The organism is Mesorhizobium sp. ORS 3428 (assembly GCF_001854785.1).
In the GTDB taxonomy this organism is placed as follows: Bacteria; Pseudomonadota; Alphaproteobacteria; order Rhizobiales; family Rhizobiaceae; genus Mesorhizobium.
This window is the reverse complement of the sequence record NZ_MDFL01000112.1, coordinates 74,075-87,376: the sequence shown is the minus strand read 5'-3', so window position 1 is coordinate 87,376 and position 13,302 is coordinate 74,075. Positions and strand designations below refer to the sequence as shown.

10 protein-coding genes are annotated in these 13,302 nt (G+C 62.6%); 9 read left to right on the top strand and 1 reads right to left on the bottom strand.

The features are described from left to right. Positions 1-145: 145 nt before the first annotated feature. From ORS3428_RS12240 to ORS3428_RS12200, 9 genes are all read left to right on the top strand, one after another. Entirely contained in the window at positions 146-985 is an 840-nt protein-coding gene (locus ORS3428_RS12240; RefSeq protein WP_071097908.1) for a hypothetical protein, read from the top strand. 4 nt (positions 986-989) lie between these two features. Beyond that, complete coding sequence (locus tag ORS3428_RS12235) at positions 990-2,030, top strand: hypothetical protein (protein WP_244507941.1); 1,041 nt, start codon at positions 990-992, stop codon at positions 2,028-2,030. Between the two features lie 179 nt (positions 2,031-2,209). Continuing rightward, positions 2,210-4,390, top strand: a complete 2,181-nt coding sequence (locus tag ORS3428_RS12230) for a pyruvate kinase (protein ID WP_071098005.1) — start codon at positions 2,210-2,212, stop codon at positions 4,388-4,390. 17 nt (positions 4,391-4,407) lie between these two features. Beyond that, positions 4,408-4,977, top strand: coding sequence for an adenylyl-sulfate kinase (locus ORS3428_RS12225; RefSeq protein WP_071097906.1), 570 nt, complete (start codon positions 4,408-4,410; stop codon positions 4,975-4,977). After that, positions 4,974-6,455: a cation:proton antiporter gene (locus tag ORS3428_RS12220; protein ID WP_244507940.1), complete on the top strand. Its 1,482-nt coding sequence runs from the start codon at positions 4,974-4,976 to the stop codon at positions 6,453-6,455. The genes ORS3428_RS12225 and ORS3428_RS12220 overlap by 4 nt, the downstream gene beginning before the upstream one ends. Continuing rightward, on the top strand, positions 6,452-7,609 hold the full coding sequence (locus tag ORS3428_RS12215; RefSeq protein WP_071097904.1) for a PqqD family peptide modification chaperone: 1,158 nt from the start codon (positions 6,452-6,454) through the stop codon (positions 7,607-7,609). Before ORS3428_RS12220 ends, ORS3428_RS12215 begins: the two co-directional genes overlap by 4 nt. After that, positions 7,600-8,601, top strand: coding sequence for a nucleotidyltransferase family protein (locus ORS3428_RS12210; RefSeq protein ID WP_244507939.1), 1,002 nt, complete (start codon positions 7,600-7,602; stop codon positions 8,599-8,601). The genes ORS3428_RS12215 and ORS3428_RS12210 overlap by 10 nt, the downstream gene beginning before the upstream one ends. A gap of 87 nt (positions 8,602-8,688) precedes the next feature. Continuing rightward, positions 8,689-8,961, top strand: a complete 273-nt coding sequence (locus tag ORS3428_RS12205; RefSeq protein ID WP_071097902.1) for a hypothetical protein — start codon at positions 8,689-8,691, stop codon at positions 8,959-8,961. A 224-nt stretch (positions 8,962-9,185) separates the two neighbouring features. Further along, positions 9,186-9,425: a hypothetical protein gene (locus tag ORS3428_RS12200; RefSeq protein ID WP_071097900.1), complete on the top strand. Its 240-nt coding sequence runs from the start codon at positions 9,186-9,188 to the stop codon at positions 9,423-9,425. Between the two features lie 173 nt (positions 9,426-9,598). Here ORS3428_RS12200 and ORS3428_RS12195 read toward each other — a convergent pair whose 3' ends face one another. After that, positions 9,599-13,267: a metallophosphoesterase gene (locus ORS3428_RS12195; protein ID WP_071097897.1), complete on the bottom strand. Its 3,669-nt coding sequence runs from the start codon at positions 13,265-13,267 to the stop codon at positions 9,599-9,601. Positions 13,268-13,302: the final 35 nt, after the last annotated feature.

Here is a 13,302-nt window from a genome sequence, read left to right as displayed (position 1 = left end):
AAAACCTGAATCGGGAAACATGCGGTAAATCAAAGTCCTGCACCGTCCTTGCGCATCCGATCGGACGCGCGGCCCTGTGAGGACCTGAAGAAGAGCGAGAGCCGCTCTGATCGGTCCTCCGGGCTAACTCCTGCAGCTCAATCCAATGACTTCGCACACGGTTCGTGACCTCGCGGCAAGCCTGCCGCCAAACGCCGAGGCTCGCGTGCTGCGGTCAGATGTTCGATTTGTGGAATTCTTCGGTCTCCCCGGAATCGGAAAGACGACCGCCTCCGGGCTGCTGGCGAACAGCCTTCGGCGGTGCGGTCCGCTGCTGGGCGACGTGAGAATGGCCCGCGAACCAAGATCATTCATCGAACGGCAGGCCTACAGGATAGGCATTGTTGCCCCGAGGCTCCGCAATGCCGAGTTCCGTTCGTTGGTCGGACGGATTGCACGCTTCGTCATCGAAATCGGCCAGGCCTCTGTTATGGATATGATCCGAGGCATCTGGAACCTTTCCGTTTTGGTCGCCTACATCGAGAACGAAAGAATAAGAACAAATTCGATCGTCATAATGGACCAGGGATTATTGCAGGGGTTCTGGTCAATATTTCTGAAGAGCAAGCATCGAAAGACATCCGAGAAATGGCTTGATATCTTGTCTGCCATCGGCGTGCACGACATGGTCTTTGTGCATTTGCGCGGTGGCATCGACGTCGCGCGAGATCGGCTCCTGGCAAGGCGCGACCGCTCCTCGCKGATGCAAAGGACAACGCCCGACAGTGACCCCGATCTCTGGTCCTCGGCGGAACGTGYGTGCCGCGAGATGGCGGCCGATCTCCGCAGGGAAATGCGAAGGCAAGATCACGGCGGTGTCCTGGCTTCCGTCGCAGTGGACAGGCTGTCATCGCCCGAGGATGTGGCGGAACGTGCCCTCGAGGCGGTGCTGCTGGCCTGCCTCGACAGCCATCGCCTGAGTGACTTGGCAGATCGACGGGTTTGAAACGATGAGCGCGAACATGGATCGCCGTTCCTTCATGGGACTTGCCRCCGCCTATCCCGCATTCGCCCTGTTGCCCGGTCCGTGCAAGGCGGAAAGCGGACAGGCGCCTCTTACGGCGGGGGCCGGCGGGGAGGGCCAGCCGGTCGTGCTGAGCGGCGAGTATGGCTACGAGCAACAATTGATGCGGGACCTGCCGGCGGGAACGACAATCGATGCTCGCAATGCTTCCTTCAAGGTTGCCAACAGCAGGAACAGCGATCCGGGCGTGACGATGGGCTGCGATGAGGGGACGCTGCCGATCAATCGCTATCCGGTCGTCCTGCGCGACTGCCCCGGCGTTCGCTTCATCGGCGGGCGCTTCAACGGCGAGGTACCGCAGACGTCGGCTTGGGAGGACACCTACTGCAACAGCGCGGCTCTTCTCGTCAGGGGCGGAAGCGCCGACGCGACGATAGAAGGTGTCCGCGCACGCCGCTGCTGGGACGCTATTCGCTTCGCCGAGGAGGCCCCTGGTTTTCGCCTCAAAGGCTGCTGGCTGAGCGAGATCAGGGATGACGCGGTGGAGAACGACTATCTGCTCAGCGGCACCATCGAAGATTGCTTGTTCGACGGTTGCTTCTCCGGGGTCAGCGTGGATCCCGCGAAAAACAACGAGCGGGACGGAACAAAGGAATTGGTGCATWTCGACCGGACGCTGATCCACATGCACGCCTATCTGTCCAAGGGTGAAATCACGCATCAGGCGCCAGTCAAGGCTACCGACCGGTCTCCCAGGTTGYGGATCACAGGATCTGTTTTTGCGCTCGCCGCGGCAAACATGCGTGGCTTTCGTCGACTGGAGCGGACATGGCGGCTGGCGATCGAAAGTCGGGACAACATGCTGCTGTGGCTGCCCRACGAGCCGATCCCATACGCGTTTCCGATGCCGCCCTCCGGCTTCAAAGTGCTGAAGGGGCTCGACGCCCGCCGATACTGGGACAAGGCGCATTCCCAGTGGATTGACGCGCATCGTGACGTGGCCCGGTTTTCCGACGAAGCACTGTGAGAAATCCGTCGGCAAAACCGCGGGCCATTTCCACTCCATAACCGCATTGCCCGCGATCGCTCGGTCTGAGCGCAGTGGCGCTCAATGCGTCCACGCTCGCGCYCGTCTTGTTGCAGCATGATCGACCGGTTCATCCCTTCATCGAACGCATCGCAAAGCTGAAACAGAGGGGGACGGCCATGAAGGCTAAGAAAGTTGAGTTGCTATGCACGCTGGGTCCGRCATCGCTCAATGACAAAGTCATTCATTGGCTGGAACGGGTCGGCACGTCGATGCTGCGACTCAACTTGTCCCACACGAAGATCGAGGACGTCGAGCGGACAATCGCCTTCGTTCAAAAGCGGACGGACATCCCGCTCTGTCTCGACACCGAAGGCGCGCAGGTTCGGACCGGCCCACTGGCCGACGGCAAGGTCACGGTGCGTGAGAACCGGTTCTTGACCGCGGGCGCGCGACCGGTAGCGGGCGACCAGTTCAGCATCAGTCTCTATCCGGCATACATCGTCGACAAGCTTCAGGTCGGCGACTTTATCAGCATCGATTTCAACGCGGTCCTGACCCAGGTGGTGGAGAAGAACAAGGACGCGGTCATACTGAGAGTTCTGAATGGCGGTGAGATCGGCCGAAACAAGGCCGTAACGGTGCAGCGCACCATCGAGATGCCGCCGCTCACCGACAAGGATGTCGCAGCCATCGCGATCGGCCGCAAGAAAGGCATCCACCATTTCGCACTTTCCTTCGCGCATCGCGCGTCGGACGTCGACGGGATCCGGGCCAAGGCCGGCCCCGGCGCGATCATTATCTCCAAGATCGAATGCCTGGGCGGCTTGCGCAATCTCGCCTCCATCGCCGAAAAGTCGGACGCGATCCTGATCGACCGTGGCGATCTGTCCCGCAAGGTGCCGATCGAGCAGATTCCCGCAATTCAGAAGATGATCATCCGCAACGCCAAGGCGCATGGCGCGAAGGTCTATGTCGCAACGAATCTGCTGGAGTCGATGACGACCTCGCCGACGCCGACACGCRCCGAAGTCAACGATATCTACAATACTTTGGCGGACGGCGCCGACGGTCTCGTTCTGGCGGYGGAAACGGCCATCGGCCAGTACCCCGTGAGTTGCGCAAGAATGGTGATCAAGGTCGCCGAACAATTTCGGTGGAATGCGCATAACGGCAGGCATTCCATCCGGGTGCGCCCGTCGTCGCTGCTGGGCGATGTCGAGCCTCATGGCGGACGCCTGGTCAGCCGGACGCTCGGACCGGCAGAACATCTGGGAATCAAGGATCTGCCGGCGGTCACGGTCGGTGACGATGAGTTGACGGATGTCGAGCAGATTGCGCGCGGCACCTTCTCGCCGCTTAGCGGTTTCATGGACAAGGCGTCCCTGGAAAGCGTGCTCGAGTACAACCGGCTTCCCTCCGGCCTGRCCTGGACGATGCCGCTTGTCCTGGCTGTGCCGAAGGAAACCGCAAGCCGATTCTCGCAGGGCGACCGTGTTCTCCTTTCCAGCAAGAACGGAATGGTCCATTCCGTTCTCGACATCGGCGAAACCTATGAGTTCGAGCCRCAGCTGCTGGCGCGCAAATGGTTCGGCACGGACTCGCGCGAGCACCCCGGCGTCGCCCGCGTGCTTGCGCGCGGCGGACATTTCCTGGCCGGTGACATCACCCTCATCCAGCCGCTGCCTTTGCCGTACCGACGCTATGACCTGACGCCGGCCCAGTTGCGCATGGTCTTTGCGCACAAGGGCTGGAGCCGCGTGGTGGCCTTCCACGGCCGCAACCTGGTCCATCGCGCCCACGAGGCGATCCAGATGGCTGCCCTGGAGCGCACTCACGCCGACGGCCTCTTGATCAACCCAGTGGTTGGAAATGCAAAGCGCGGAGATTTCATGCCGCACGTCATCCTCGACGGCTATCAGACAATGCTCGACCACGGCATCTATCCGCCGGGCAAGGTGGTGCTCGCAAGCTTCATCACCTATCCGCGATTTGCCGGTCCTCGCGAGGCGGTCTTCACCGCGCTCTGCCGCAAGAACATGGGCTGCAGCCATTTCATCATCGGACGGGATCACTCGGGCGTCGGCGGCTTCTACGGCACGAGAGCGGGCCGGCAGCTGTTCGATGCACTCGGCGACATAGGCATAGAGCCGATCTTCTTCGATGCTGTCGGYTACGACACCGAGTCTGAGCGCTATGTCGACCTGAACGCCTGCAAGGAGGCAAGGCCCATAAGCGGCTCGGCGATACGGCGTGCCTTGAAGGCGGGAGAGGCGCTGCCGAACTGGATGATGCGTTCCGAGGTGCAGGACGTCGTGCGCGCCGAGATGATGATGAAGCACGCACTGTTCCAGGAATAGGGCGCAAGCGGGGGAACATGGCCAACGGAACGAGCTATTTCGAGCCGGCGTCCAGGCAAGGCATCGGCTATTCGCAACCGGGCACTGTGCTATGGCTGCTCGGCCCGACCTCGGCCGGCAAGACGACGCTCGCAACCCGTGTCGTTGCGGATTTGCGAGGGCAAGGGGTGCCGGCCATTCTCTTTGACGGCGACGAGGTTCGCGGCTTCTTCGGGCCCGATCTCGGATTTGGCGCCGACAGCCGGCTTCGCGTGGCCTCGGTGCTGGTGCATCTGGCCAACAAGGCGGCCGATGCCGGCCTGCAGGTCGTGGTTGCCGCGCTGACGGCGGGGCAAGATGCCCGCCAATATGTTCGCGCCAATGTCAGGAACCTGACAATCGGCTATGTCGCCTGCTCCCTCGAGGCTTGTGCGAAAAGGGACCCGAAAGGGCTCTATGGCAAGGCGATGCGCGGCGAGATCGACACGCTCATCGGCTACAACAGCGAGTATCGACCGCCCGACAATCCGGACCTCGTTCTCGACACCGAGGCATATTCGGTGGACGAACTCGCAGCGCGGATCGTTGCCTCCTATGCCTGGAATTGACCGGCCCGGCCCATGACATCCAGCACCCGTCTTCTGGCCGCGCCGGCGATCGAAGCGGCGCCATGAGCGACCCCGAGCTCGCACGGTTCTTTCTGTCCCTTATGCTGCTGCTCCTCGGCGCATTGGGCGGCGGCTATAKGTTCGAACGGCTGAAGTTGCCGCGCGTGATCGGYGAAATCGCGGGCGGGATCGCGCTGGGCCCGTCCGGGCTGGGACTTGTCTCTTCCGAGGCGCACAAATGGCTGTTTGCCGGGTTTCCTGCCCATGATGCCCTGCTTTCCGCCTTTTACTGGTTGGGCCTCGTCCTGCTGATGTTCACAGCCGGCTTCAAGATGCAGGCTGAGGGCGGGCGAGGATCGGGCCGTATCATATCGGCGCTGGTGGTCGGCGCCCTGGCGATTCCGTTCGCCTTGGGCTATGCCGGCGCGCCGCTGTTTGCGGACGCTCAGGCGGGCGACGGCTTTGCTTTCAAGCTGGTGATGGGCATCGCCGTCGGCGTAACGTCGATCCCGGTCATCTCGCGCATCTTCCTCGATCTCGGCCTGATGGACAGCGCCTTCGCGCGCAATGTGATCGGCGCCGCAACCATTCAGGATCTCATTCTCTGGAGCATGCTTGCCATCGCCACGGCGGTGCAGCACGGCGACGCTGCCGACGCGGGTGGCATCGCGCATGTAATCGTGGCCAATCTTGCCTTCGTGCTTGTCTCGCTCTTCCTCGCGCCGGCCGCAGCGCGCGCGATTCGTCGAAAAGCCTTTGGGAAGTTCACCGAAGCGCCTCTGACCGGCTACACGATGCTGCTCTGCCTGGTCTTCGTCGCGGCCGCGAGCCTCCTGCATGTGAATGTCGTGCTCGCCGCGCTTTTGGCGGGTCTGGTGATGGCGCGTTTCCCCTCGCGGCATCTTTCCGCGGTGAAACAACACATCGCCGACATTTCGATCTGGTTCTTCGTGCCGATCTATTTCGCGCTCGTCGGGTTGCGGCTCGATCTGGCGCATCAATTCGACGGCACGCTCACCCTCTTCTTCATCGTAGCGAGCACTGCCATCAAGTTGGCGAGCTRCACCATTGCCGCCAGGGCGGCCGGTGCCGGCTGGGCCAGGGCTTTTGACTACGGCGTCGCCATGAACACGCGCGGCGGACCCGGGATCGTGCTGGCCAGCGTGGCCTATGCCGCCGGCATCATAAACGAGCGCTTTTTCACTGCACTGGTGATTGCCTCGATACTTACGTCCTTTGCCACAGGGCTCTGGTTGCGCTGGCGGCTCGTGCGAGACCCCAGGCTGTTCGACCAATTGGCCCAGCCATCCGCAGCTGGCATGCATCCCGTGGCAAGCTTGGTTTCGACGATCTCGGCGTTTCTCGCCAGGATTTCACCAGGCCGCAACCGGGCCGGTGCCGCCAAACACTTGGGGCCAAAATCCGACGGCTTGGACGGGCGCCGCGCATTGGCAGATGGGGGGACGACKACCCGATGAAACAGAGCCAGGCAATTGACGGAACCGTGGCGGCAGGTCTTGCCGGCTACCGCCCGGACACCGCCTTCGTGATGCAGGGCCGGTTGGCGCGCATCAGGGGGCAAAACATCCTCTTCGGCTCATCCGGCCAGGCCATTTTCGCCGTCAACGATACCGCTGCCGACATCTGGTGCTCTCTGGAAGAAGGCACACCGCCGGAGGCCATCGCGTTCGAGATCGCGCGCGGCGGCATCGACAGGCGTGAGGCAGACAGGCATGTCGAGGCGGCACTCGATGATTGGGAACAGCTCGGGCTGATACGGCCCCGTGCGCCTTCGTCCCCGCCATCGGCACACGAGCATGTGAGCCCGGTGGTTGCCATTGCGGGCGTCCATATACGCATCGTCTATCCGGCCGCCTGCGCCCTTCCGGCTTCAGCGGTGTTTCGACATCTCGAAGTACAGAGGCAAGCGGCGGATGTTCTGCTTCATCTGGTCGAGCACCGCGGACGGATTCACCTGTTCCGGGATTCCGAGTGGATCCAGTCCTGTTTGYCCGACGAACTTCCCGTCGTGCTGAAAGGGCGGTTGCTCACCGAGGTTCTCGAGCGTGGCGCCTATGAACTTGCCGTCCATGCGGCTGCGCTTCTCGGAAACGAACGTGTCGTCCTCCTTTGCGGAAACCCCGGCGCGGGCAAGACGACATTGACCATGGCATTGGTCCATGCAGGCTTCGGCTTTGCCGCGGACGATGTGACGCTGCTGGACGCGAAGGGCCGGTGCGTGGGTCTTCCCTTTGCTCCCRCTGTCAAGGCGGGAGCTTGGCCGCTTCTGGCCGAATACTGTCCCGATCTTAATGCCGCTCCGGTCTTTCGCCGTCCGGATCGCAGGCGTGTACGCTTTGCCGCGCCGGGCGCGTTCGCGCCGCCTTCTCCTCAGCCCGTGGGCAGTGTGATCCTGCTTCGTCGAGATCGCGACTCGAAAGCCCGCCTGGAGCCGATCGATCCGGCGAGCGCTCTGCGCGGCTTGCTCAACGGCGCTTTTGCCCCCGGCAGGGAACTGACAGGCACAGCCTTTGACACGCTGACCAAAGTCATCGGATCGGCGCAGGCCTATTGCCTGACTTATTCCAGGCTCGACGATGCGGTGACGCTGGTCACGAAGGCATGCCGATGATGCCAGCCTGCAACACGCTCGATGCGTTGATCGCGGGACTTCGTGGTCGCCCGGCCGCCGGCGCCGACTGGCAGGCCGTAATTGCCCTTGYCAATCGCACTCTGCTCACGCCGGACCTGTTCTCGTCGCTCGATCGTGCCGGCCAGATCCACCGTCTGCCGCAGGACGTAAGCGAGTACCTTCGGTTTGTGCATGATTGCAATCGGGAGCGGAACCTGCGCCTGCGCGCGCAGCTTAGCGAAGCCGTTGCGGCCCTGAACCGGCGCGGGATCGTTCCGCTCCTGCTCAAGGGGGCTGTTCCCTTGTTCCTTTCCACGGCCAGACGAATCCCCAGCAGGATGACCAGCGACCTCGATCTGGCTGTGGAGCCGACCGAAGAGCCAACCRCCCACGCCTGCCTCGAAGAGCTCGGCTACGCCCCAGTGGCGGGCGGCCGGGGCTTGGCCCGCCGGCAGGATGCTGGAATGCTGGAGCTCCGGCGGAGCCTCCCAAAAGGCTTTGATCCCCCGAAGCTCGTCCGGCGAAACGGTCTGTGCGCGAAAATACCTCCGCCGCATTCTCGCGCCCTGCACTGGATAACGCACGACCTCCTCAAGGAGGGGGACTACTGGCGCGGACGGATCGATCTCAGGCACCTTYACGATCTGGCGCAATTGGCCGAATGCGACGAGTTGGACTGGGCAGCGCTGCAGGCAGCCATGTCGGATCAAGGCGCCCGCAATGCGCTCGACACTCAGCTCCTGGCCTTGCACCACTTCTTCGGCACCAGAATCCCCGCAACCTGCGCACAGCGCCCGATGATCCGCTTCCAGCACTGGAGACGGGTCTTCGCGGCGAAACATCCCTTGCTCGGCGCCCCCTTGCGTCTGGCCGGCAATCTGGCGTGGGGCGCACGGCGGATTTCGCGTGCCCATGGTCTGGCGCGACGAGGTCCGTTCGATCTCGGGCGCCGCGTCGTTCGCACGCTTTTTTGCTCCCGCGCGAAAATTTAAACTCCAGGGAAAGTCTAAGTCTTTTGGCGTACTGGTTTATTTAGCTGTAGTTTATAAAGTAGATTTGCCAGAAATGGGGGTTGTGACATGGCAATCGAAAGCAAAGAATTGGAACGGAGGCCGCAGGTTCTCGTCCCCGAAGCTCAGGCGCGCCGCGACTTTCTCAAGAAGGCAGGGCGCTTTGCGGCCGTGACGCCGCCTGCCATAACGCTTTTGCTCGGCACAAGCTTGAATTCCAAGGCGATCGCCAAATCGGGTGGAACACGCCCGGGCTGGGGCTTCGGAGACAAGAACCACGATCACCTGGGGCCTCCCGGCCTGATCGACAAGCTCCTGGGCAATCTTCGTCACGGAAAATAACGGTTTCGCGTACGTGACGGCCCGGACCGCTTGCGACACATCAGAGTGTCGCGAGCGGTCCGGGCTTTTTCCTGCGCCGACCTGGCTCGGCTTGCATGCGCGGACTTTCGAATGATTTCCTTTGCGCGATACGCCTTTAAGATGACTCTCAGGCCGATACCTGAAGGGGTAATGTAAGAGCCGATGCATGAAAGGAAATTTTTGAGCTCGAAGGAGTTGTCGCCATGACAACCGGAACCGCAGAGCGTTCGAAAAACAGGCCCGAGGTTCTCGTCTCGGAAGCTCAGGCGCGCCGCGACTTTCTCAAGAAGGCAGGGCGGTTCGCGGCGGTGACGCCGCCAGCCATTACGCTTCTGCTCGRCACAAGCTTGAACTCCAGCGCGATCGCCAAGTCGGGCGGATGGCCRGGCAACGGCTGGGGAGACAAGAACCACATTCATGTCGGCCCTCCCGGCCGGAAATAGCGGTTCGAGACTTTGAGATTTTAGCCTCTATTTGACATCATTCGAAAGCCCGGACTGCTCCTCGAGCGTCCGGGCTATTTTTTACCGGCGGCGAGCTGGCCAGCGTCGCCTATGTGGCCTTCGAATGTCGGTCGGCCGACGGCATGTCGCCTTTCCCCCGGAAAATCGCTTCCCTACGCGAGCAGCAGACTGCTCACGAAATTGTCGTCCTGGAACTGCTCGACATGGACGCCGGTGATCGTGATCTGATCGCCGCCGCCAAGCGTCGCCACGACGTTCGCCCCCTGGTTCGTGGCCACCTGGTGGAACYGGCTGGCGTTGTTGATGCCGAAGTCCCTGAGATCGAGGACATCGCCGCTACCGGTGCCCGCCACGAAATTCATAACGGTATCCTGCCCGTCTCCCTTGTGGAACACGAACAGATTGTGCTGGTTGCCGGCGACTAGCGTGTCGTTGCCGCGCCCGCCGATCAGCGTGTCATTGCCGCCAAGGCCCCACAGATAATCCGCGCCCGTCGTGCCGTTGAGCACATATCCCCCATTGACGATCGTCGGCGTGCGCCCGGCCGGCGTCGGCACAAAGTAGGAATCCACCAGCATGGGGGTTGCGGTTGTCCCGTTGAAGCTGCTCACCTTGTAGAACTCGATCAGCATGCCCTGGTCCGTGACCGTGACCAGATTGGCGCCGACATTGGGAACGCTTTTGCCGGCTCCGCCGAGGCCGGTGGTCGTGTAGGGAAGATAGACGCCGTCACCGTTGTCGTCCCGGTTCTCCCGATAGTAATTGTGCTGGTGGCCGGCAAAGACCGCGTTCACGCCCCATTGCTCGAAAGGCCACCGCATGATGGTGCTGCCGCCGCTCGGATTGTATGGCGTGTGATGGAAGTAGGCGACGTTGAAGGTCGCGTCGGAACTCGCGAGAAGGTTCTGCACCCAGTGRCCTTGCACCGACGTGGAACTGCGGYCGTCCGGTTCTTGCTTGTTGCTGTTGAGAGCGAAGAAGTGGACCGGCCCGATCTGGAAGTCATAATAGCGCTCGTTGTCGGGCAGGGTGAAATAGTTCAGGTAGTTGGTGACGTTGTTTTCGTTGTATTCGTGGTTGCCGAGCGTGGGAAAGAACCGGTTGATAGCGCTGCCGCTCCCGTATGCGCCCTGATAATTGCCGATGTAGTCGTGATATTGCTGGCCGACCGCGGCGTCCATTACCTGCGGCGCATAGACATTGTCGCCCACCGTAAGAATGAAATCGACGTTCCAGGCATGAACCATCGCCGACACCGCCTTCTCGCCGGAGAGGTCGGTGTCGCCGTAATCGCCAAAGACCGCATACCGGTACAATACCTGCGGCGCCGACGTCGGCACGACRCTAAGAGCATAGTTCTGGGTGGYGGTRCTCCCGTCGGACGAGGTTGCGGTGACGTGGAGGTTGATTGACGGCTCGGTCGCCGCATTGAGTGTCCCCGTGCCTGAGCGTGTAATGACGCCCGTATTGGCGTCGATGGCAAAGCGCGAGTCGTTGATGCTGTAGGTGACCTTGTCGGTTACATCCGGGTCCTTGGCCGAAGCTGTGATGTGGACCAGAGTGCCGGCGGCTGCGTTTTGGGTGATCTCATTGGCATCAGCGTCGGCATCCTGCGGATGCCTGAAGCCGACCGGGCCGGTGGTCGGCACATAGTACTCGATGTGCAGCAGCGGGGCGCCGGCGGCATTGCCGTCGAAGGAATAGGCGCTGCGCGTGCCGCTACTGCCGCTGACGACGAATGCCATGTCGTTGAGTTGCAGATAGCCCGGCTGGTTGACGATCTCCTGCACGATCGCCGAGAGGTTCGGCGTGCGCTCGGCAAGGCCGGCTTCATTGTTCACGGTCCAGTCGGGCGGCGTCCACGTCACCGAGGCATTCGTCATCGGGCGTGAGGTGACATCGTTTATTTCCTGCTCGAAAGGCGTGGCATCGTCGCTTTCGCCGCGGATCAGGAGCGACACGGCGCCAGTGCTCGTATTGTCGGCCTGGAACTGGATGTAGGCGTTGGTGATGACGGCGTCGTAGGGAATGTCGACGCTGGCGAAGCGCATTCCGACGGTCTGGACCTTGGTGCCGGATACCACCATGTCGAGATGGGTGCTGATGAGGTCCATCCCGCCCGTAGGACCTTGCTCGGCGTCGTCGGCGCTGGATCCGATCCTTGTCTCGAAGGTCGGCGCTGCGGTTACCCCGACCGTATAGGCTTGCGTGGCGGTGCTCCCGTCGGACGAGGTTGCGGTGACGTGGAGGTTGACCGACGGCTCGGTCRACGCATTGAGCGTGCCTGTGGCCGAGCGCGTGATGACGCCGGTGCTGGCGTCGATGGCGAAGCGCGGGTCGTCGACGCTGTAGGCGACGGTCGAGCCGGCATCGGGATCCTTGGCCGACGCCGTGATACCGACGCTGGTCCCCGCGGCGGCGTTCTGCGCGATCTGGTTGACTGCGCTATTGGCATCCGCCGGCGTGTTGAAAGCCACCGGCTCAGGGCTGTCGAGCACGGCGAGAGTATAGGTTTGGTTGGCCGTGCTGCCGTCCGACGAGGTTGCCGTCACCGTCAGGTTGATCGATGACTGCGTCTCGAAATCCAGCGTGCCGGTGCCCGAGCGCGTGATGACGCCGGTACTGGAGTTGATGGCGAAGCGCGCATCGTTGATGCTGTAGGCAACGGTCGAGCCGGCGTCGGGGTCCGTGGCCGAAGCCGTGATGCCGACGGCCGTGCCCGCCGCGGCGAGCTCGGCGATCTGGTTGGGATTGGGGTCGGCGTCGGCCGGGGTGTTGAAAACCACCGGATTCCCGGCCGGACCGGGCAGGAGATATTCGATGTGCAGCAGTGGCGCGCTGGCCGGATTGTATTCATAGGAATCGGCCGTGCGGGTGCCGGTGCCGGTGATCAGGAAGGCCATGTCGTTGAGCGCCGCCCAGCCGGAGCGGTTGACGATTTCCTGGACGATCGCCGAGAGGTTCGGCGTGCGCTCGGCAAGGCCGTGCTCGCCCACTGCGGTCCACGGGTCCGGCGTCCAGGCCGTGGATGCGGTCGTTCTGGGAAGCGACGAGACGTTGAAGGCGGTGCTGGTGAAGGGATTTGCGTCGTCAACATTATCGCCTTGGATCAGCAGCGACGTCGCGCCGGTTTTCACCTCGTTGGCCTGGAACTGGATATAGGCGTTGGTGATGGTGGCGCCCTTGGGGATGTTGATGCTGGTGAAGCGGAGGCCGACCGTCTGCCGCGTGGTGCCGTCGTAGCCCAGCTCCAGGTCGTTGATGTTGCCTGAGATCGCGCCGGAACCCTTCTCCTCGACATCATCGCCGGCGGTCGCTATCCGCGCCTCGAAGATCGGGTCGGCGCCAAGCGCGCTGTTGGTGGTGAGTGTGGCCGCTGTCGACGTCGTGCCGGTGGCTGCATCGGGGGCGGTGGCGGCGTGAGCACTGTCTGCAAGGCCCGTGTGATGCCACAGGCCGAAGCCATGCGCTGTTTGGGTGTCGAGAACGGTGCCGTCGAGATGAGCGCCAATCCTGGCGGCCGCCTCTGCGAGGCCGCTCAGTCCGCCATCGCCCGCCCCGGTCGCGGTGACCCCGTGCGTGGAGATGAGATCTCCGATCTTGGCAGCAGCCTGATGTGCGCGGGTGTCGTGGCTGCTGGCTTCTGTCAGGAAAGCTCCCGGCAGGCCGGCGTCGCCGTGCCCCGCGAGGCTCGGATCGCCGCTTCCGGGCGGCGGGTTGTGATCGATCGCGTGAAGGCTCTTCAGGAAGGACACGGAGTCGAGCGCCGTGATCGGTTCCAGGCTGTTGCCGCTGTCCGGAATCCGAGGTGTTTTGGACATGTCAGATCTCCTTTGCCGCTATCTTCCGGCTGTGG